Genomic DNA, 21,561 nt, shown 5'->3' with positions numbered 1-21,561 from the left:
TTAGTCTTTATTTAGAAGCGCGAAAAATAGTAGGAGCAGGTTTGTGATTGCGGATGGGCAGCCTGGGCATATTGATCAGATCAAGCAAACCAATGCAGGGGCAGTGTACCGGCTGATTGATCAGCTGGGGCCGATTTCGCGCATCGAATTGTCAAAACGTGCACAGCTTGCGCCTGCCAGTATCACCAAGATCGTGCGGGAGTTGCTCGAAGCGCACTTGGTGAAAGAAACCGAATACCAGGAAATCGGTAGCCGTGGCCGCCCGGCGGTTGGTTTGGTGTTGGATACCGAGGCCTGGCATTACCTCTCTGCCCGCATCAGCCGGGGAACCATTACGCTGGCGCTGCGCGATCTCAGCAGCAAAATGGTGGTTGAAGAACTGCTGCCGCTTGATGCGGAACATCCAGACCCTTTACTGCAGCGCATCGTGGGCGAAATCGACCGCTTTTTTATCCGTCATCAAAGCAAGCTGGAGCGCTTAACGGCGATCGCCATCACTTTGCCGGGGATGATCGATACCGCGTCGGGCATTGTCCACCGGATGCCGTTCTATGATGTGCACGAGATGGCGTTGGGGCCGGCATTGGCTTCGCTCACCGGGTTGCCGGTCTATCTGCAACATGATATTTGCGCCTGGACCATGGCCGAGGCTTTATACGGTGCTTCGCGCGGTAATATGAATGTCATCCAGGTAGTGATCGATCATAACGTGGGGGCGGGAGTGATCACCAATGGCCGCGTGCTGCATGCCGGTAGCCGCAGCGTGGTAGAGATTGGCCATACTCAGGTCGATCCTTACGGCAAACGTTGCTATTGCGGCAATCACGGTTGCCTGGAAACGGTCGCCAGCATCGAAAACATGCTGGAAATCGCCCAGCAGCGTTTGGGGGGCTCAATGACTTCCATGCTGCATGGTGCACCCTTAAGCGTCGAATCCCTGTGTGATGCCGCGCTGGCCGGAGATCAGCTAGCTAAAGACATCATTCTTGGCGTCGGGCACAGCGTTGGGCGCATTGTGGCGATCATGGTCAACCTGTTTAATCCGGAAAAGATCCTGGTAGGCTCACCGTTGAACCGTGCCGCCGAAATCCTCCACCCGGCGATTGCTTCCTGCATCCGCCAGCAATCGTTACCTGCTTACAGTGAGCACCTGCAGGTTGAATCCACTCAGTTTTTCAACCAGGGCACTATGCCGGGAGCGGCTTTGGTCAAAGACGCGTTATATAACGGTTCGCTGTTGGTAAAACTGTTACAGGGCTAATGTAAAACGCTTCTATCAGAGTTTCTTAATGTTTACCGCCAAAATATTGAGCTACCTCAAGCCCCTTCAGGTCTGCATCCCCTAGACTTTTCCCTGTCAGGCTACTCGCGCTGCGATTGGCGGCGATCCTTTAGTTAACGGAGCATTTCAGGGCAATCTATTCATGTTAAAGCGTTTATTTGTTACAGGCACGGATACCGACGTAGGTAAAACCGTGGTTTCCCGCGGATTACTGCAGGCATTTGCTGCACAGGGCCGCTCAGCGGCAGGGTATAAGCCCATTGCGGCGCGTTGCCAGGAAACCAGCGAAGGCATTCGAAATAAAGACGCTTTGGTTCTGCAGGCTTCGTCTTCTATGCCTTTGTCTTATGAAGAAATTAACCCGATTACCTGCCTGGATGAGGTCTTTCACGCCCATGCTACACAGGATGTTGACTACGGCGTGATGAGCCGTGGGCTGCGGCATCTAGCCGCCAAGGCTGACACCGTGGTGGTTGAAGGCAGCGGTGGCTGGCGCGTCTTGATGAACGATCTGCGCCCTTATGCTGAATGGGTGGTGCAGGAACAACTGCCGGTGATCCTGGTGGTTGGCATCAAGCTGGGGTGTGTCAGCCATGCGTTGCTGACGGCCCAGTCGATTCTTAACGATGGCTTACCATTGTTGGGATGGGTCGCCAACCGCATTAATCCCGGTTTAGCGCACTATGCTGAAACCATCGACGCGCTGCAGCAACGCATTCCCGCACCGCTGCTGGGTGAGATCCCTTATCTGCCACGCGCCGAACAGCGCGAGTTGGCGCAGTATCTGGATATCACCGGCCTGATGGATCGTTACGCATTGTGATAAACCGACTGCGGGCGTAACCCACGCGCGATGGTCGTGGCGATCACACAAGACAGCAGCATACCGGGGAGTAGGGTATATTCCCCGGTCATTTCAAATACCATCAGCGCCGCCATGATCGGCGCATGAGTGGTTGCAGCCAACAGGGTTGCCATACCGGTCAGCGCCATCAGGATCGGCACTGCGCTTCCCAGTTCCGGCCAGAACGCACACAGTTGCCCCAGCAGCGAACCCAGCGCGGCTCCCACGAATAATGTTGGGGTAAATACGCCTCCAGGCGCACCAGACCCACTGCTGGCCAGCACCGCCAGCAGCTTGCAGATCAGAATCGCGGCCAGCAGTAATAGGCCCGGCGGCGCGTTGAGCAAAGATTGCACCACGCTGTAACCGTTGCCCCAGACTTCAGGAAACAACAAAGAAAGCAGCCCAACGATCAACCCACCCAGCGCCAGTTGGAAGGGGGGAATGAGGTTCAGCGAGCGGAATGCCCGCCCGCTGGCGGCCATCGCCCACAGGAACAGCGGGCCAGAAACACCCGCCAAGACGCCTAACAGCGCCATCAGCAGATATTGCACCGGCGAAGGGGGCAGTAGAGGAACGACAAGATACAACGGCGCTTGGCCACCGTTAAGCAGGTTGGTCATCAACAAGGCGCTGACGGCGGCAATCACCACCGGCCCGAGAGAGGCCAGCATCAGCGTACCAAACAAGATCTCGGCAATGAACAGGCTGCCCGCCAGCGGCGCATGATAGGCGCTGGCCATGCCGGCCGCTGCTGCGCAGGCTACCCACAGTTTCCATTCTCTGGCATGGGTAAAACGTTGGGCAAAAACCGAGCCGACCAGCGTCGCCAACAGGATCATCGCCCCTTCGCGGCCAATTGCGCTACCGCTGGAGACCACCAGTAACGAGGCAAGGCTCTTGATGAGGCTGGCAGAAACATCCAGCCGCCCGTCACCGGTTTCTATTGCTTCCATATAATCGGTGGGGGCCGCAGAGGGCTGATGCCGATAGCGCTGAAAAATCCACAGCAACAATCCGGCCGCCAATCCCCCCAGCGCCGGAGTAAGCGCTCTGCGCCAAGTGGGGAGCGCCGCGGCGGCGGCTACCAGGCTACCGCTGTCGTGCCCCAACAACAGCAACTCCAGCCCGAGCATGCTGCGGTGGAACAACCAGACGGCCAGCGCAGCCGAAATGCCCAAAAAGATGGCAATAGATAAGCGACGCAACAGGGCGCGGTAGTGGTGTAGATGGGCCCATCGTTTCATATTTCGGGAAATTGTGAGAAAAATGAAAGGTTCAGGTGGGCATTGTGCTGGCTTGCCCACCTGAAAACCAGCGAATATTTACGGGATCACTGGCGTAGTGGTGAAAGTATTAATTGGCCGGTGGTGTTGCAGGCTGATATTTACCGCTCATGCTTTCCAACAGAGCCACCAGATCGTTGACGTCGCTCTCCGGCAGGCTAACGCCGACCTGATATTTCAGCATGTCCTTCACCGCCTGATTCAGCGAAGTGACGCTGCCATCATGGAAGTAAGGCGCGGTCTGAGCGATATTACGCAGCGTTGGCGTTTTGAAGCGATTGCGGTCGGCTTCATTTTTAGTGACATTGTAACGCCCAAGGTCGGCATCGGTCGGATTCCCACGGGCGGCAAAGTAATCCGCTTTTACCCCCATGATTTCATAGGACTGGCCGCCAAGGTTAACCCCGGTATGGCAGGTGCCACATTTGTTCTGCTGGAACAATTGGTAGCCGTGCTTTTGTTGGGCGGTCAGGGCGCTTTCATCCCCTTTCAGATAACGATCAAACGGGCTGTTTGGCGTGATCAGCGTCTTTTCAAATTCGGCAATCGCATCGGTAATGTTGTCACCGGTAAAACCGTTGGCGTAAACCCGCTGGAAGTCGGCTTTCAACTGCGCGTCTTTTTCCAGCTTGGCGATAATATCGTTCCAGGAACCTGAGGCCATTTCGAGCGGGTTCATCGGTGGGCCACCGGCCTGTGCCTGCAGATCGCTCGCGCGGCCATCCCAGAATTGTGCGATGTTGAAAACGGCATTGAATACCGTTGGTGCGTTGATCGGCCCTGACTGGTTGTTCACCCCCAGTGAAGAGACGCGGCCATCTACACCACCGGCACCCAGTTGGTGGCAATGCGCGCAGGAAATGCTGTTATCTTTCGACAGGCGTGGGTCGTGGAACAAGCGGAAGCCCAGCGCCACTTTTTGTGGATCGGTGGGCAATGATTCTGGCAAAGGCCGCAACACGGCACCACGCAGTTCTGCCGGAGTATCCGGGCGAGCATAGTGCTTCTCACGCTGCTGGCGGATCCAGCTCAACAGCTCCTGCCGGTCAGCATCACTGATATTGCCGGACCAGTGCATCACTTTATACAGTGCCGGTGGCATGGTCTGGTTTTGTAACACGAATTCCAGTTTGGCCAGATCGGCCTCTGGCACAGCGGTTTTTTGCTGCAAAGCCATACGGGTAGCATCAAGGGTAAACTGCCTGCTGCCAGTACGAATATCATATTCCATCAACTGCTTGGCGATCGGCAGCTCGGCATAGAAGGGCAATTTGGCCGAAGCGGTATGACAATAGTCACATCCGTAACGGGTTAGCAGAGCATCAATCCTGCTGTCGGCAACGACGGGGGCGCGTTGCTGATCGTAATGGTAGATATAGCCGACAAACCCCAAATAACCCACAACCGCTACAACGGCACATCCTAGGATAATTCTTTTAATCATGATCTCGCTCCAATGAGTTTAGCTGCCAAGTCGCCTGACATCCGAGCTCGCTGATGAAAAAACGGGCTGACGAGGTTGCCATGTCTCAAGGCGTTGCGACTTGACTGAAATCAAATTCTTCAATTGTTCTTAACTATCACTGAGATAGGTTTTAACGATGAGACAGGCGTGATGCGGCCTGTGAGCCCATCTAAGAAATTACTTATAATTCAATATTCTGTGCATGGTACTCTACCATGTTAACTCATTGTTGACGATCTGCCATAGCGAATACCCCTTATTTTTATACTGGTTCTATCAGCGCTTAAAATGATTTATTGATTAATAATGGTTGTTATTTTCTTTCGTTTAATCGTGTGACGATGTCACTTTAAATAGTGATGATGCCTTTCCGTGATCGCAAAACAATCGGGTGGTTTTGATGAGGCACAACGGTATACTCGGTGAGAAATAAAAGACCGGAATCACCGATGACAAATAACCTTTCACCTGCACCCGTTGCCCACCGGCCGCTGATCCTCATCGCCTGCATGCTGGCGATGTTTATGTCTGCCATCGAGGCCACCATCGTGGCTACGGCGATGCCGACGATTATTGGCGATCTTGGCGGCTTCTCGCTGTTGGGCTGGGTTTTTGCCGTCTACTTGATGACGCAGGCGATAACTATTCCGATATACGGCCGGCTGGCGGATCTGTATGGCCGCAAACGTATCTTCTTCTTTGGGGCTTCGCTGTTTCTGCTCGGCTCTGTGCTGTGTGGCTTTTCGCCCAATATGTATTGGCTGATTGGGTTTCGTCTGCTGCAAGGGCTAGGCGCAGGTGCGATTATGCCGATTGCCACCACCATCATCGGTGATATTTATACCGCTACGGAGCGCCCTAAAGTGATGGGGTATATTTCCAGCGTGTGGGGCGTTTCGGCGATTATTGGCCCACTGCTCGGTGCGTTCATTGTGCAGCATCTGCCTTGGGCGCTGGTATTTTGGGTCAACCTGCCGATCGGCCTGCTGGCCATGTTTTTCCTGGGGCGTTATCTGCCCGCCAGGCAGCCGGTGCGCCAGCATGCGCTGGACCTGGCGGGGACCGCCTGGCTGACGCTTTTTGTCACCGCCTTACTACTGGCGCTGTTGCAGGCAGAAATGCTGGGTTGGTGGGTGGTGCCATTGCTGGGTGTCGCGCTGGTTGCTTTGCTACGGCTGATCCGCCAGGAGCGCCGTGCTCCTGAGCCCTTATTTCCGCTCGCGTTGTGGCAGAACCGGGTAATTGTGGCCGGTAATATCGGCGGCGTGGTGATTGGTGCCGCCATGATGGGGATCAGTGCTTTTTTACCCACCTTTATCCAAGGGGTGAAAGGCGGAACGCCGCTGGAAGCGGGCACCACGCTGGCGCTGATGTCGATCGGTTGGCCGTTGGCCAGCACCTTAAGTGGCCGCTTGATGTTGCTGACTTCTTATCGGACTACCGCGCTGTTGGGGGCTTTGCTGTTGGTCAGCGGTGGGTTGATTCTGCTGTTGCTGCAACCTGCCGGGGGCTTGCTGTGGGGGCGTTTAGCGGCCTTTATGGTGGGGGCGGGGATGGGGTTATGCAACACCACGTTTCTGGTTTCAGTACAGAATGCGGCGCATTTCAGCATTCGCGGCATCGCCACCGCCTGTACCGTCTTTACCCGCATGATGGGATCGGCGATCGGTACCGCTATTTTAGGTGCGACGCTCAATATCAACCTGCAAATGCGTTTGCCAGAAACGGTCGATCCGGTGCAACAACTGATGGATCCGGCGGCAAGAAATGCTATGTCGCCAGAAACCTTGGCCAGCCTGACGCAGCAGGTGGCAGCCTCGATGCACTGGGTGTTCCTGGTGTCGGCCCTGTTGTCTCTGTTTGCCTTGGCGGCGGCCATGCTGATCCCGGCGCGTCGTCGGCCACAGGGCGAAGGTGAAGAGGTGGAGCAGGCGTAAAAACAGAAAGGGCGCCGCCTGAAGGTGCGCCCTGCACAGATTATTGCGCCGTCTTGGTATCCTGAGAGGTTCCGGTCTGTGCTGCATCAGCGCCGTCATCACCGTTATGCAGGCGAGTGTAGACGATTTTTTGCGTGTCGAAGCCACAGTGGCCAACCACCAGCCCACCGGCCTGGCTAACCTGATCGTTAGGCACAATCTCCAGTTTGAAACCCGATTCGGGTACGCCGTTGTTGACGATCTTCTGCGCGATATCCGCTTTCACGGTTTCGCATGAAGAGACGGCGGCAAGGGCGGTTAATGGTGCACTAACCAGCAGTAATGTCGTGAGTACCAATGCTTTTTTCATCATTCAACCCTTTTTTGAGAATGAATTTCCTTTGACAGGATAACAGCATTCCGCCGGATGGCTTAATCCCATTGTCCGTTTAACGATTAATCGGCCGACCCGTTTGGCGATCCAGACACTTGCGGGTGGTGGATTCCCAATAGGCATTGACGTTGTAGCTGTTGTTGCAGCTCTCTTCGTCATCAATGGCGCGATCGACCTTATCAAACTCTTTTTCAACGCGGGTATTCACCTTGCGGCGCAGGGAACGGGTATCATCCCACTGTTCCTTGCTTTGCTGCGCCTGTTGGCCGCTCGTCGCGCTATCACCGTTGACGGTGACACAGGTGCTGCCTTGGGTACAGTTTGCTGCCAAGGCCGGAGCCTGCCAGCTCGCCGCCAATATCAGCATCGCGACGGGTAGCATCCCGCACATCAGTCGCTGAATAGAGAGTGATTTCATCATTTCATCCTTATAAGTTAGTGTTGCGTCATTCGGCGACACCCGCTGTAACATTGGGCTAAATATATCATCGCGATCTTGCATTACACCAGCCTAGCGCGGTGTTCGTTTAATTTTTAGAGAGAATATGTCACTGATGTTAAAAACGACTTTGCTGTTTTTTGCGACCGCGCTTGCAGAAATTATCGGTTGCTTTCTGCCGTATCTGTGGCTGAAAAAAGGTGCTTCTACCTGGTTGTTGTTACCTGCCGCAGCCAGCCTGATGCTGTTTGTCTGGTTGCTGACCCTGCACCCGGCCGCCAGCGGGCGCGTGTATGCCGCTTATGGGGGTGTCTATGTGGCAACGGCGCTGCTGTGGTTGCGGGTGGTGGACGGTGTAAAACTGTCGGCGATGGACTGGCTGGGGGCGGGGGTGGCATTAGCCGGGATGCTAATCATCGTAGCCGGTTGGCGCACGGCGTAAACGGAAAGCGGCAGGGCGCGTTGGCCCTGCCCGTTGGGATCATTACTCGCGGTGGATGCTTAAACCGGCAAAGGACTGGCAGACTGGCATCATTTCCAGCGTGTTGATGTTAACGCGCGCAGGCAAGGTCGCCACCCAGAACACCGATTCGGCGACGTCTTCCGGCGTCAGGGCATTAGCGCCAGCATAGGTTTTGTCTACCTTGCCATCATCGCCTTTAAAGCGCACGTTAGAGAACTCGGTGCCGCCCACCATGCCCGGTTCGATATCGGTGACGCGGATATGGGTGCCGTGTAAATCGGCGCGCAGGCCCAGGCTGAACTGCCGCACAAAGGCTTTGGTTGCGCCGTACACGTTGCCACCGGCATAAGGCCAGTTGGCTGCGGTAGAACCGATGTTGATCACGTGGCCGACATTGCGCTCCACCATGGCAGGCAGCAGTGCGCGAGTCATGTTCACCAGCCCTTTGGTGTTGGTATCGATCATGGTTTCCCAATCGTCGGCATTGGCTTTGTGCGCAGGCTCCAGGCCCAACGCCAGCCCGGCGTTATTGACCAGAACGTCGATCTGGCGCAGTTCGGCGGGTAATGCGGCGATCGCCTGCTGAATTGCCGCACGATTGCGAACATCCAAACGCACGATGTGTAGTGCTTCACCCAATTCTGCTTGCAACTCTTCCAGGCGCTCCATGCGGCGGCCAGTGGCAATCACCTGATGGCCTTCACGCACAAACTTGCGGGCAATGGCTGCACCAAACCCGGATGTGGCACCCGTAACAAAAATGATCATCTTACTGTTCCTCAAGTGTTTTTACCCTGCGTCCACTCTAGCGCGGCGCTATTGCCTCGGCAAATTTAACCGGCGATCGCCGGCAGGTGATAGACCACGCAGTCATATTTGATATTCTCACGCCGGCCTTTGATTATACCCCCTAGGGATTCGGCAATGCGACGGCTCGGGGTATTCTGTTCGGCAACCGGATAGATAAAGTATTGCGGGTGATAACGCGCGCTGGCCCAGGCGGCGATCGCCAGGGTGATTTCGCGGCCATAGCCTTGGCCGTGCAGGTTTTCTTTCACCCAGACACCCAGTTCCGGGGTGGGTGTGCGCAGACCGTGCACACCGCCCATGCCGACAAACTGCTTGCTGTCGCGCAAGCGAGCGACAAAGATGGCTTCTTCGCCTTCGCGGATCAACGGTAGCCAATTTTCCCAAACGCTGGCAAAAGCCGCTGGGGATTCCTCTGGTTCAAAATTCATAAAACGCGTCAGCGTCGGGGTTATCGCCTGGTAAACATCATCAGCATCTGCGGCGGTAAAAGGGGCAATCAACAACCGATCGGTGTTCACTCGGCACTGAGAAAGGTCACTGTGATTCATTATTATTACCTCGCTTTTCAGGCCCAAAACGGCAAAAATCCGCCCCCGAAAAAGCAGGGCGGATCATCGATAATACGTTGATTGGCGTCAGATGCGACTTATTTTTGCTGCAGGTGGGCGGCGAGTAACAGTCGATCGGCGGCAGAGAGGCGGTCTGGTGCCGTTTGGGCCTGATGCCAGTAAGGATAGATCAACGGGGGTTGGCTCACTGCCTCCAGCCGCTGTAACTCCTCTTCATTCAAGATCAGGTTGGCGGCATGCAGATTATCTTTCAACTGTTCACTGTTGCGTGCGCCGATCACCACCGAAGTCACCGTCGGGCGGGTCAGTAGCCAGGCCAGAGCAATTTGCGCGGCAGACAGCCCACGAGAATGTGCGATATCCACCAACACCTCAACAATATCAAACAGCGCTTCACGATCGCGTATCGGTGGCTCGCCCCAGTTGGCCAAATGGCGTGTGCCCGCAGGCTCGGGGTGATTACGGCGATACTTGCCCGACAGCAATCCCCCAGCCAGCGGCCCCCAGACCAAAACGCCCAGCCCCTGATCCTGAGCGATCGGCAGCAGTTCATATTCCGCCTCACGCGCCTGCAAGGTGTAATGGATCTGCTGGCTGACCGGGCGCACCAATCCCAAGCGCTCTGCGCTGCCGAGGTGTTTCATCAGGTGCCAGCCGGAAAAGTTAGACACCCCGGTGTAACGCACTTTGCCACTGCTCACCAGGTGCTCTAGCGCCCGCAGGGTTTCTTCCACCGGCGTGATGCCGTCCCATTCATGCAGTTGATAGAGATCGAGATAATCCGTGTTCAGGCGCTTCAGGCTGGCTTCACAGGCGCGGATCAGATGATGGCGCGACAGCCCGGCATCATTGGGCCCACTGCCCATCGGGAAGCGCGCTTTACTGGCGATCAGCACGTCATGGCGTTTGCTGCCCAGTGCCTGAGCGAGAATCTCTTCGGATTTGCCAGCAGAATAGACATCGGCGGTATCGAACAGGTTGATCCCCGCATCCAGGCACATAGCAAGCTGGTCGCGGGCTTGGTTAACATCGGTATCACCGGTTTTGGCGAACTTGCCTTGCCCTCCAAAGGTCATGGTGCCCAGACTTAGCACCGAAACTTTCAGGCCGGAATGGCCAAGCTGACGGTATTCCATCGTTTAACTCCTTACCTTGGTTGCCATTGTTTTTTCAGAAATTGCCGGGTGGGATTTTTTCTGGCGGATGACATTCCCCGCTTCGCCACCCAACGTAAAGCTATCCAGCACCGCCAGCAAGGCGATGAAACCGATCGCCACAAAAGCCAGATGAAAATCGGCGAGCGCTACGCCGCCGTCTGAGCGTGGCATCAACATTTCTGCTAAACGCAGCGCCAGCGCACCGATGGCAATGCCAAGACCGCTGCCCATCTGTTGCGCCATATTGAATAGCGTATTGGCTCCGTTCATCCGCGGCTGCGGCACTTCGGAAAATGCCAGCGTATTCAGGGCGGTAAACTGCATTGAGCGCGTCAGCCCGCTAACAAACAGCAGCGCCACAATCAGCCAGGTTGGCGTTTGCGGCGTGAGCAGGGCGCAGGCGAAAATGGTGGCGGCATTCAATAGGCCGTTAACCACCAACGTGGTACGAAAGCGAAAGCGGTAAAGAATGGCGGAAGTAAAAGGCTTCATCAGCAAGTTACCGGCAAACACCGCCAGCACCAGCAGCCCGGCATCGAAAGCGTTTAACCCGAAGCCAATCTGGAACAGCAGCGGCAGCAGGAAAGGCACGGCACCGATAGCCATGCGGAACAGCGTGCCACCGCCTATTGTGACGGCGTAACTTTTTATCTGCAATGCCCACAGATCGACCAGCGGATAGGCATAACGTTTGGCATGACGCACTGCCAACGCCGCCAATGCCAGGCTGCCAGCCAGGCACAAGGCGGGCACCAGCCAAGAAAGCTGCGGGCTGTTGACCCGATCCAGCCCAAACATCAAACCAAAACAGGCCACCCCGGTCAGCACAAACCCCAGCCCGTCGAACGGCACACCTTTTTGTGCTGCTTCAGGCGGGATCAAACGCCAGGCAAAGAATAGCGCGATGATCCCTAAGGGAACGTTGAGGATAAAAATCCAGTGCCAAGAGGCATAGGTGGTGATGAATCCGCCGATCGGCGGCCCGAGGATCGGTGCGGCTAACCCCGGCCAGGTGATCGTGGCAATAGCCTTAATCAGATCGGCTTTAGCGGTGTTACGCAAAACCACCAGGCGGCCGACTGGCACCATCAGCGCACCGGCAAACCCTTGCAGGATGCGAGCTGCGGTAAAAAACGGCAGGCTGGTACTCAGCGCGCACAATATTGAAGCCAAAGTAAAGAGCAGCAACGCCGCGGCGAAGATATTGCGTGCGCCAAAACGGTTGGCGATCCAACCACTGGCAGGAATAAACACCGTCAGGGTCAGGATATAGGCAGAAACACCGATACTCATATCCACCGGTTGTACGCCGAAGGACGCCGCCATCTGCGGCATAGCGGTGACGATCACCGTGCCATCGAGGTTTTCCATAAAGAACGCCCCAGCGACCAACAACGGCAGCGCACTGGCACGGAAAAAACCACTCATAAGCGGCTCCTGGCGGAGCACGGCAACGGCGCAGACATAATAGAAATCCCGTTTCAGCAATCTTGGCCTCAGCAGAGTTTTTGAGCATAGCGCATCAGAAGGAGGTTAAAAAGTGATTAGATAAGTGATTATTAGCGGGCACGGCAAATTCAGGCATGAGGAGGCGATGGGCCGAGCGGCCAGTAATCACTTGTTTTTGCTGAAACTGTTAACTGCGCCTAAGCTAGGCTGTGGCAGATGAAATAGGAAGGAGTTTTAATTTGATGCGTTTATCGACCCTGGTATTGGCGATCGGCGTGGCCTTGAGCGCACAGGCGCAGGCCGCAGAGAGCACGTTGCCGTCAAATAACACCGCCGCGCCAAACGGCCAGACGAAAGAGGCGAATATGAGCGAAAAACATACCGATCAGAAAGGTGAGAACCCCTTCTTCTCGGCCAGCAGCTTGCCTTTTCAAGCTCCCCCATTTGATGTGATCACGGTCAGCGATTACGCGCCAGCGATTGCTGCGGGTATCCAGCACAAGCTGGCGGAGATCGAGAAAATCGCCAACAACCCTGCCGCACCGACTTTCGACAACACCTTAGTGGCGTTGGAGAAAGCGGGGGCATTGCTGACGCGAACAATTAACGTGTTTAGCGCCATGACGGCTGCCAACACCAGTGATGAGCTGCAAAAGCTGGATGAAGAAACCTCGCCAAAGCTGGCCGCGTTGAACGATGCCATCATGCTCAACAGCAAACTGTTTGCGCGAATTCACACCCTTTATGAACAACGTGACGCCCTGAAGCTGGACGCAGAGTCTCGCCGTTTGCTGGAGATCACTTATCAGAATTACCTGTTGGCGGGAGCCAACCTCTCCGAGGTGAATAAAAACCAGTTGAAGGCGCTGAATCAGGAAGCGGCGACGCTGAGTACCCAGTTCACCAATAAACTGCTGGCCGCGACCAAGAATGGGGCGGTGGCCGTCACGGATAAAGCCTGGCTGGACGGGCTCGACGACGGTGAACTGGCCGCTGCCGCGCAGGCAGCCAGCGAGCGCAAGCTAGATAAGCAGTGGCTGTTGGTGTTGCAGAACACCACGCAACAACCCAGCCTGCAAAACCTGCAGGTGCGCGATACCCGCAAAGTATTATTTGATGCCTCATGGCAGCGGGCAGAAAAAGGCGATGCTAATGATACTCGCCAGACGATAGCCCGATTGGCACAGGTCCGTGCAGAACAAGCGCGTTTGTTGGGGTTCCCGAACTATGCCGCCTGGAAACTGCAGAATCAGATGGCCAAAACGCCAGAGGCTGCGCTGGCATTTATGCGCAATATTGTGCCCGCCGCCACGGCCCGCGCTGAGCGTGAGGCGCAAGACATTCAGGCGGTGATCGATCAGCAGAAGGGGGGATTCAAGGCGGAAGCCTGGGATTGGCAATTCTACGCCGAGCAGGTGCGTAAGGCGCAGTATGATCTGGATGAAGCGCAGATCAGACCCTATTTTGAATTGAACAATGTGCTGCATAACGGGGTGTTTTATGCGGCTAACCTGCTGTATGGCATCAGTTTTAAAGAGCGGCAAGATATCCCGCTTTATCAGCCGGATGTCCGCGTGTATGAGGTTTTGGATAAAGGCGGTCAATCTTTGGCCTTGTTCTACACCGACCTGTTTAAGCGCGATAACAAAGGCGGCGGGGCCTGGATGGGCAACTTCGTTGAGCAGTCAAAAATCAATGGCACCAAACCGGTTATTTATAACGTGGCCAACTTCAGCAAACCGGCTCCGGGCCAACCGGCACTACTGTCTTATGATGACGTCATCACCCTGTTCCATGAGTTCGGCCATGCTCTGCACGGCATATTTGCCTCTCAGCAATACCCCAGCCTGTCCGGCACCAATACCGCACGCGACTTTGTCGAGTTCCCTTCGCAGTTTAATGAGCATTGGGCTAAGGATCCCAAGGTATTTGCCCACTTTGCCAAGCACTATCAAACCGGCGAAGCCATGCCACAGGCGTTGGTCAGCAAAATCGGGAAGGCCGATAAATTCAACAAAGGCTATGACATGACCGAGCTGTTGGCGGCGGCGTTGCTGGATATGCACTGGCATATGCTGGTCGCCGGGCAGCCCTTGCAGGACGCCGATAGTTTCGAGGCGGCAGCGCTGCAAAAAGATCGCATCGCGCTGAACGCGGTGCCACCGCGTTATCGTTCCAGCTATTTCCAACATATTTGGGGTAATGGTTATGCCGCCGGTTATTACGCCTATTTATGGACCCAGATGCTGGCAGATGATGCCTTCCAGTGGTTCAGCGAACACGGCGGGCTCACGGCAGAGAATGGCCAACGCTTCCGCGATAAGGTGCTGTCGCGGGGTAACAGTGAAGACCTGGAAAAACTGTATGTTGAATGGCGTGGCAAGGAACCGAGTCTTGAGCCAATGCTGCTCAATCGCGGTTTGAAAGATCGGTAACGTATTCGGTGAGCCTCTGTTATCAGAGGCTCGCTTATCGACCGTTGCCCCTTTAATCCAGCAAGCCCCGCTGTTGCAGCGTGTACTTGGTGGCTTCATTCAGATCGTAACGGGCGAGATCCTCTTTCTTCACCCAAGCGTAATCGGCAAACTCATCGTTGATGGTGATCTCGCGATTGGCGGCGTGGCAGTCAAAAATCAGGTAAACCATGTAGATCTGCTCTTTGCTGCCGTCTTCATAGGTCTTTATCCGCACGTCGTCGCGAAAGGTCCAGGGCTGAATGCGGTCCAGCACCAAGGCGGTGCCCAGTTCTTCACGCACCTCGCGGCGCAACGCCTCTTCGATGGTTTCCCCCGGCTCCATACCGCCGCCAGACAGTGCCCACTGGCCGGGAAAAACGCCTTTATGTGCGGCCATTTTGCATAATAGATAAGCGTTGTCATTCTCAATTAACGGGCAAACAATAATACGTTGGCGCATAGCGGCTCCATTTCCAAGCGTGATACAAGGGGCACTTAAAGTTGCCGTGCATTATAACGCCGCCTTTTTCAAATCGGGGATTTTTGCTCAAGCACCACGTAGAGGTTTGATCAGGGATGAGAAAAACGCTCATCCCTAGGAGAGAGGCGATTACAGCTTTGCCCGATACTCATCTTCCATCTGGGTAAAGGTGGCCCAGAACGGGCGCGGAGGGCGCTCCTGCAGGCGATCGCGCAGGATATCCAGGTGAGTGTGCCAGCCACCGGCGACGTTGAGCATGGTATCGCGATTGGGCAGGCGGCGGTGGATCACCGTCAGCAGCACTTTATCGCCCTGTTGCGCCAGCTCAAAGGTGACTTCGGAAGGGCGGCCTTCGCCTTGTTCTGCCCAGGTAAAACTCAGCAGGCGCGGGGGGAAAATACAGGTAATATGGCCAGTATTGGTGACTTTGCCGCCATATTGCTTATATTTGGCCGGTGGATTCTCATGTTCGCCAGCCAGCTCAGAATTACAGAACACCAATTCAACTTGGGCACCTTTCTGCAACGTCATTTCACCGGTAGCGAGCCAGGTGGCGCGTTTGTCCGATTCGGTCAGGTAGGCCCAGACTCGCTCGAGCGGGCCGGGCAACAGCCGTTGAATACGCAGCGTACCGGGTTCAATGATCATACCGTAATCGTTCATGGTTCACTCCTCGAGTCGGCTTGCCGCAACGCGAGCTCCAGTGCGTCCAACCGCTCATTCCAGAAATGTTCATAAGTTTGCAGCCAATGCATGGCCTGCGCCATCGGCTCGGGATCAAGCCGGCAAATATGGTTTCTTCCTTGCACGGTTCGCTGCACCAGCCCAGCCTGCTCCAGCGCTTTAATATGCTTGGATGCGCCTGCAAACGACATCTCGAAAGGTGCCGCCAGTTCACCAATGCTATGTTCGCCTTCAGCCAGCGTATGCAGGATGGCGCGCCTTGTCGGATCGGCCAATGCATGAAAGATAGCGTCCAGTCGTGACGAGGATAATTTAACCATAAGGTTAAATATAGAACAGGGTGGATAATGTTCAACCATCTTGTTGAGGATTTTTTCTTGCCTTGTGACGTGGCGCAATAGGGAAATGATAAATCGATTCTTGTTGTACACTATCCTTTTTCTATGACTATCATTGCTTAACGTTCTGATGCCCTTAAGGAAGACGTCATGTCAGCCGTGCGCGATCCAGAAGATAAAAAGCAGACCAGCCTGACGCTGTTGGCCGGTGGTGCCTTGGGTGTGGTGTTTGGGGATATCGGCACCAGCCCGCTGTATACCCTGAAAACCGTGCTGTTCCTGTCGGGTGATGCTCCTTCGGCACCGGTGATCCTGGGGTTGCTGTCGTTGATTTTTTGGACGCTGGTGATTGTTACCTCGGTGAAATATGCCACTTTCGCCATGCGCATTGATAATAACGGTGAAGGAGGCATTCTGGCGCTGATGTCGTTGCTGGTGAGTAAAACCCGTACTCGCCCGGCAGTGATTTTTGCCGGATTGTTTGGCGCAGCGTTGATCTACGGAGACGGCGCCATTACCCCCGCCATCTCGGTGCTGTCGGCGCTGGAGGGGCTGAACATTGTCTTGCCGGAGTCTAAGCCCTATATTTTACCGGCCACGGTGGTGATCCTGGTGAGCCTGTTTGCCATCCAGCCCTTGGGCACGGCCCGTATCGGCACAGTGTTCGGCCCGATTATGGCACTGTGGTTTGCGGCGATCGCCGCACTGGGCATCTGGGGCATTGTTCAGCACCCGGCAGTCTTGCTGGCCATTAACCCTGTCTACGGCATCAACTTTTTACTTTCAAACGGCATGGTCAGCTTTCTGGTGTTGGGGGGCGTCTTTCTTTGCGTCACCGGCGCCGAAGCGCTGTATGCCGACATGGGGCATTTTGGCAAGAAACCGATCTGGTTGGCCTGGTTCGGTATCGTGTTCCCCAGCCTGCTGTTGAACTATGCAGGGCAGGCGGCGTTGATTCTGTCGGGTGCCGATGTTACGCAGAACATCTTTTTCCGCCTGTGCCCGCCGGTGTTGCAGATCCCGCTGGTGATTCTGGCCACATTGGCGACAATTATTGCTAGTCAGGCCATCATCAGCGGTGCATTCTCCATGACCCGGCAGGCGATCCAACTCGGCTGGTTGCCACGTTTGCGCGTCAAGCAGACAACGGAAGAGAGCTATGGGCAAATTTATATCGGGGCTATCAACTGGTTACTGATGGCGGTCACGGTGTTCCTGGCGGTATTTTTCAAATCGTCAGACAACCTGGCGGCGGCCTACGGTATTGCCGTTTCACTGACCATGATCATGACCACCGGTTTGCTGTTCATTGCCATGCGTGAAGTGTGGCGCTGGAGCCTTGCAGCCACTCTTGTGGCGGCCGGATGTTTCTTTATTGTCGATCTCAGCTTCCTGATTGCCAACATGTCTAAAGTTCTTGATGGCGGCTATATGCCGCTGTTGTTGGCCACGGCGGTATACGGCGTGATGCTGATCTGGCACCGTGGCGTGCGGGCGGCATCACAGACGCTGGACGAAAAGGTGGTCTCTGTCGCCGACTTTATGGCGACGATCGAAGAGAAAAACATTCCGCGTGTGCCGGGCACGGCGGTTTTCCTGACGCGATCTCAAGGGGGAGCACCGCCGGTCATGAAATGGCACGTCAAGCGCAATGGCTCCTTGCATACCGACCTGCTGACCTTGAACGTGGTGGTGTTGAACGTGCCGCGAGTGGCAAATGCTGAACGTTTGGTGATGACCCAACTGGCACCCAATTTCTGGCGCGGTGTAGCAAGTTATGGCTTTATGGAACGGCCCAATATTCCGCGGTTGTTGCGCCTGCCTGAAGCACAGCAGTGTGGGTTTAATTTCAATGACATCACCTATTACCTGGGGCATGAAACCATCGTTGGGCGTGAGGGGCGTAGGGCATTACCGGCGTGGCAACGCAATATTTTTGCGCTGATGGTGCGTAACGGCATGCATGTGACGGATTATTACTATCTACCCAGCGATCAGGTGGTAGAAATCAGCCGGCGTGTACCGGTTTAAGCCATTCGCTTTGGGTCGTTAATAAGGACGTTATTATGTTTTTTGGCGTGTTGTTTGCCTTGGCGGCCGGGCTGATGTGGGGGCTGATTTTTATCGGCCCGGTATTGGTGCCGGATTATCCGGCGGCCCTGCAATCAACCGGGCGCTATCTGGCTTTTGGTGCGATCGCGTTGCCGCTGGCGTGGCTCGATCGCCGCCGTTTACGGCAGTTGCGGCCCAAGGATTGGCTGGAGGCGCTGAAACTGAGCGCCATCGGTAATCTGCTCTATTACCTGTGTTTGGCCAGCGCGATTCAACGCACCGGCGCACCGGTTTCGACCATGATAATTGGTACGTTGCCGGTGGTGATGTCTGTCAGCGCCAATCTGTTGTACGGCCAGCACGATGGCCGGCTTTCCTGGCGTGAATTGACCCCGGCACTGGTGCTGATTGTTACCGGGCTGCTGCTGGTCAATATTGCCGAACTGATGGGGAATGAGGTGGCCGTGGATGCCTGGCGCTATCTCAGCGGATTGCTGCTGGCCTTATTGGCCGTGGTTTGCTGGACCTGGTTCCCGCTGCGCAATGCGCGTTGGTTGCGTGCAAATCCACATCAGCGCCCAATGACCTGGGCGACGGCGCAGGGCGTGGTAACGCTACCGCTGGCATTGGTGGGGTATTTGCTGGTATGTGGGCAGTTGGCGCTGACGCAGCCGCAGTTTGCGTTGCCATTTGGCCCAAGGCCGGAAGTTTTTATACCGCTGATGATCATCATTGGCATTTTGTGTTCATGGATAGGTACGCTGTGCTGGAATGAGGCGAGCCAACGTTTGCCGACGGTGCTGCTCGGGCCATTGATTGTGTTCGAGACTCTGGCCGGGCTGGCCTATACCTTTATATTACGCCACAGTTGGCCACCGCTGTTGACGCTGTGTGGCATTGCTTGCCTGGTGATTGGGGTTATTTCCGCCATGCGCATCAAACCGGAGCCGGTGGTGGCCGTAGAAGAATAACGCCTGCCGCAACGGCGGCAGGCGTGAGGATCAGCGTTTGCTGTGTTGAATAATCTCTTCCGCCACATTGCGCGGGGCTTCCGCGTAATGGCTGAACTCCATGGTGTAGGTTGCTCGGCCTTGCGACATCGAGCGCAAGGTCGTGGAATAACCGAACATCTCCGACAACGGCACTTTGGCATGGATCTCTTTGCCACCACCGCCTGGAATATCCTCCATACCTTGCACCATACCGCGCCGCGATGACAAATCGCCCATCACGTTACCGGCGTACTCTTCCGGCGTTTCCACTTCAACCGACATAATCGGCTCCAGGATCACTGGGTTGGCCTGGCGGCAAGCTTCTTTGAAGCCGAAGATCGCCGCCATGCGGAACGCCTGCTCTGAGGAGTCGACATCGTGGTAGGAACCAAAGGTCAGGTGCACTTTGACATCGACCATCGGATACCCGGCCAGCACGCCGTTGTTCAGCGCTTCCAGAATGCCTTTTTTCACCGCCGGAATATATTCACCGGGGATCACACCGCCTTTGATCTCATCGAAAAACTCAAAGCCTTTACCGGCTTCATTGGGCTCCACCGTCAACACTACATGGCCGTATTGGCCTTTACCGCCGGACTGACGTACAAACTTGCCTTCCACATCCGTTACTTTACGGCGGATGGTTTCGCGGTAAGACACCTGCGGCTTACCGGTGTTGGTCTCCACGCCAAACTCACGCCGCATGCGATCAACGATGATCTCCAAATGCAGCTCGCCCATGCCATAAATAATGGTCTGGCCAGATTCTTCGTCGGTACGCACGCGAAATGACGGATCTTCAGAGGTCAAACGCTGTAAGGCGATGCCCATTTTTTCCTGATCGGCCTTGGTTTTCGGCTCAATGGCCTGCGCGATCACCGGCTCCGGGAACACCATGCGCTCCAGCGTAATGATGGCGTTGGGATCGCACAGGGTATCGCCGGTGGTGACGTCTTTCAGGCCGACACAGGCGGCAATATCCCCGGCATGCAGCTCGTCCACCTCTTTACGATCGTTGGCGTGCATCTGCACGATACGGCCGATACGCTCCTTTTTCCCTTTCACCGGGTTATAAACGCTGTCTCCTTTAGCCAAAATGCCGGAATAGACGCGTACAAAGGTTAATTGGCCGACGAAAGGGTCGGTCATCAGCTTGAACGCCAGCGCAGAGAATTTCTCGTTATCATCGGCCTTGCGCGTGACGATGTTGTCGCGCTCATCATGGCCCTCTACCGGCGGCACGTCCAGCGGCGAAGGCATCAGTTCGATCACCGCATCCAGCATGCGTTGGATACCTTTGTTGCGAAATGCCGAACCACACAGCATCGGCTGGATTTCACCGGCAATGGTGCGGATCCGCAGACCCTGGACGATTTCCTCGTTGCTCAGTTCAACCTGATTAAGGTATTTGTCCATCAGCGCTTCGGAAGCCTCAGCGGCGGCTTCTATCATCTTGGCACGCCACTCGTAGGCCATCTCCAGCATATCGGCCGGAATGGCTTCAAAACTGAAGAGCATCCCCTGTGACGCCTGATCCCAGCGGATCGCCTGCATGCGGACCAGGTCCACAACGCCGGCAAAATGATCTTCTGCCCCAATCGGAATCACGATGGGCACCGGGTTGGCTTTCAAGCGTTCGATCATCATTTTGCGCACGCGGAAAAAATCGGCGCCGGTGCGGTCCATTTTATTGACGAACGCCAGGCGCGGTACTTTATATTTATTGGCCTGACGCCACACGGTTTCTGATTGCGGCTGCACGCCACCGACCGAGTCATACACCATCACCGCGCCATCCAGCACACGCATCGAGCGTTCCACCTCAATGGTGAAATCCACGTGTCCTGGCGTGTCGATAATATTGATACGGTGCTGAGGGTAATTGTGCTCCATACCATTCCAGAAACAGGTAGTTGCTGCCGAGGTAATGGTGATGCCGCGCTCCTGTTCCTGCGCCATCCAATCCATGGTGGCGGCGCCGTCGTGAACTTCGCCCAGCTTGTGGCTGACCCCGGTATAAAACAGAATCCGCTCGGTCGTCGTGGTCTTGCCGGCATCAATGTGCGCCGAGATGCCGATATTGCGGTAGCGTTCGATGGGGGTAGTACGTGCCATAATCAACCTTTCTTAGCCGTGTGGCATGAGGCTTAAACGGTTTAAACTATAATGATATCCCTCAATGGGTTATCAACCCGGCTGTGTGCAAAACGTCTGCAACAGCATCAGACTAATCGTAGTCGATGGTAGTGGTTTTATTAAGCAATGGCTGTGATAGGTAAAAGAGATATAACAAAAAAACTAACCATAATGGCTTAATGCTGGTCAGTTAAGCGCAAAGCAGCATAATAATGCATCAATTGCTTAAAGCATCGCCCCCTCTCCCTGTGGGAGAGCAGCTGTGTTTAAAGTCAATGGGTGATGATTAATTTGTCACCCATTGCCTATTATCTCGCAGCATCGCGTTTAATATCGTTAACAGCTTTC

19 protein-coding genes are annotated in these 21,561 nt (G+C 55.3%); 7 read left to right on the top strand and 12 right to left on the bottom strand.

Annotation, left to right across the window (positions count from 1 at the left end):
- Nucleotides 1-43 precede the first annotated feature (43 nt).
- A complete protein-coding gene (mlc, locus tag WG891_RS22970) occupies nt 44-1,261 on the top strand; it encodes a sugar metabolism global transcriptional regulator Mlc (protein ID WP_337264628.1) in 1,218 nt (405 codons plus the stop codon).
- Nucleotides 1,262-1,424: 163 nt separating this feature from the next.
- Nucleotides 1,425-2,105: a dethiobiotin synthase gene (bioD, locus tag WG891_RS22965; RefSeq protein WP_337264627.1), complete on the top strand. Its 681-nt coding sequence runs from the start codon at nt 1,425-1,427 to the stop codon at nt 2,103-2,105.
- Here bioD and clcB read toward each other — a convergent pair.
- Together clcB and WG891_RS22955 are read right to left on the bottom strand one after the other, a co-directional pair.
- On the bottom strand, nt 2,093-3,373 hold the full coding sequence (gene clcB, locus WG891_RS22960) for a voltage-gated ClC-type chloride channel ClcB (protein ID WP_337264626.1): 1,281 nt from the start codon (nt 3,371-3,373) through the stop codon (nt 2,093-2,095). The two genes, bioD and clcB, sit on opposite strands and share 13 nt — an antisense overlap.
- Nucleotides 3,374-3,482: 109 nt before the next feature.
- Nucleotides 3,483-4,856 carry a cytochrome c peroxidase gene (locus tag WG891_RS22955; protein ID WP_337264625.1) on the bottom strand — a complete coding sequence of 458 codons (1,374 nt, stop codon included), beginning with the start codon at nt 4,854-4,856 and terminating at the stop codon, nt 3,483-3,485.
- 470 nt (nt 4,857-5,326) lie between these two features.
- On the opposite strand from WG891_RS22955, the gene WG891_RS22950 reads away from it, so the two are divergent.
- Entirely contained in the window at nt 5,327-6,814 is a 1,488-nt protein-coding gene (locus WG891_RS22950; protein ID WP_337264624.1) for an MDR family MFS transporter, read from the top strand.
- Nucleotides 6,815-6,854: 40 nt separating this feature from the next.
- Here the strand turns inward: WG891_RS22950 and WG891_RS22945 are convergent, their stop codons facing one another.
- The gene (locus WG891_RS22945; protein WP_337264623.1) at nt 6,855-7,163 is read right to left on the bottom strand and encodes a DUF1161 domain-containing protein; all 309 of its coding nucleotides are present in this window, start codon (nt 7,161-7,163) and stop codon (nt 6,855-6,857) included.
- A 79-nt stretch (nt 7,164-7,242) separates the two neighbouring features.
- Entirely contained in the window at nt 7,243-7,605 is a 363-nt protein-coding gene (locus WG891_RS22940) for a DUF1283 family protein (protein ID WP_337264655.1), read from the bottom strand.
- Nucleotides 7,606-7,741: 136 nt separating this feature from the next.
- On the opposite strand from WG891_RS22940, the gene WG891_RS22935 reads away from it, so the two are divergent.
- Nucleotides 7,742-8,068 carry a YnfA family protein gene (locus tag WG891_RS22935; RefSeq protein WP_337264622.1) on the top strand — a complete coding sequence of 109 codons (327 nt, stop codon included), beginning with the start codon at nt 7,742-7,744 and terminating at the stop codon, nt 8,066-8,068.
- A 42-nt stretch (nt 8,069-8,110) separates the two neighbouring features.
- On the opposite strand, the gene ydfG is transcribed toward WG891_RS22935, so the two are convergent.
- From ydfG to WG891_RS22915, 4 genes are all read right to left on the bottom strand, one after another.
- Nucleotides 8,111-8,857 carry a bifunctional NADP-dependent 3-hydroxy acid dehydrogenase/3-hydroxypropionate dehydrogenase YdfG gene (ydfG, locus tag WG891_RS22930; protein WP_337264621.1) on the bottom strand — a complete coding sequence of 249 codons (747 nt, stop codon included), beginning with the start codon at nt 8,855-8,857 and terminating at the stop codon, nt 8,111-8,113.
- A gap of 65 nt (nt 8,858-8,922) precedes the next feature.
- Nucleotides 8,923-9,447 carry a GNAT family N-acetyltransferase gene (locus tag WG891_RS22925; protein ID WP_337264620.1) on the bottom strand — a complete coding sequence of 175 codons (525 nt, stop codon included), beginning with the start codon at nt 9,445-9,447 and terminating at the stop codon, nt 8,923-8,925.
- Between the two features lie 98 nt (nt 9,448-9,545).
- Entirely contained in the window at nt 9,546-10,604 is a 1,059-nt protein-coding gene (locus WG891_RS22920; protein WP_337264619.1) for an aldo/keto reductase, read from the bottom strand.
- A gap of 3 nt (nt 10,605-10,607) precedes the next feature.
- On the bottom strand, nt 10,608-12,053 hold the full coding sequence (locus WG891_RS22915) for an MFS transporter (RefSeq protein WP_337264618.1): 1,446 nt from the start codon (nt 12,051-12,053) through the stop codon (nt 10,608-10,610).
- Between the two features lie 263 nt (nt 12,054-12,316).
- On the opposite strand from WG891_RS22915, the gene dcp reads away from it, so the two are divergent.
- A complete protein-coding gene (dcp, locus tag WG891_RS22910; protein WP_337264617.1) occupies nt 12,317-14,509 on the top strand; it encodes a peptidyl-dipeptidase Dcp in 2,193 nt (730 codons plus the stop codon).
- Between the two features lie 52 nt (nt 14,510-14,561).
- Here dcp and nudI read toward each other — a convergent pair whose 3' ends face one another.
- From nudI to WG891_RS22895, 3 genes are all read right to left on the bottom strand, one after another.
- Nucleotides 14,562-14,990 (bottom strand): nucleoside triphosphatase NudI, encoded by a 429-nt coding sequence (gene nudI / locus WG891_RS22905; RefSeq protein WP_337264616.1) that lies wholly within the window; start codon nt 14,988-14,990, stop codon nt 14,562-14,564.
- A gap of 150 nt (nt 14,991-15,140) precedes the next feature.
- Nucleotides 15,141-15,674 (bottom strand): SRPBCC family protein, encoded by a 534-nt coding sequence (locus WG891_RS22900; protein ID WP_337264615.1) that lies wholly within the window; start codon nt 15,672-15,674, stop codon nt 15,141-15,143.
- Complete coding sequence (locus WG891_RS22895) at nt 15,671-16,015, bottom strand: ArsR/SmtB family transcription factor (protein WP_337264654.1); 345 nt, start codon at nt 16,013-16,015, stop codon at nt 15,671-15,673. The genes WG891_RS22900 and WG891_RS22895 overlap by 4 nt, the downstream gene beginning before the upstream one ends.
- Nucleotides 16,016-16,183: 168 nt before the next feature.
- Between WG891_RS22895 and WG891_RS22890 the strand changes: the two genes are divergently transcribed.
- Nucleotides 16,184-18,064 (top strand): potassium transporter Kup, encoded by a 1,881-nt coding sequence (locus tag WG891_RS22890; RefSeq protein ID WP_337264614.1) that lies wholly within the window; start codon nt 16,184-16,186, stop codon nt 18,062-18,064.
- A gap of 35 nt (nt 18,065-18,099) precedes the next feature.
- Nucleotides 18,100-19,056: a DMT family transporter gene (locus WG891_RS22885; protein ID WP_337264613.1), complete on the top strand. Its 957-nt coding sequence runs from the start codon at nt 18,100-18,102 to the stop codon at nt 19,054-19,056.
- Nucleotides 19,057-19,086: 30 nt separating this feature from the next.
- On the opposite strand, the gene fusA is transcribed toward WG891_RS22885, so the two are convergent.
- Nucleotides 19,087-21,192 (bottom strand): elongation factor G, encoded by a 2,106-nt coding sequence (gene fusA / locus WG891_RS22880; protein ID WP_337264612.1) that lies wholly within the window; start codon nt 21,190-21,192, stop codon nt 19,087-19,089.
- Nucleotides 21,193-21,561 lie beyond the last annotated feature (369 nt).

The organism is Serratia sp. MMO-28, assembly GCF_037199905.1.
Taxonomy (GTDB): Bacteria; Pseudomonadota; Gammaproteobacteria; order Enterobacterales; family Enterobacteriaceae; genus Chania; species Chania oryzae.
The sequence above is the reverse complement of the archived record's forward strand: the minus strand, read 5'-3'. Positions and strand labels throughout refer to the sequence as shown.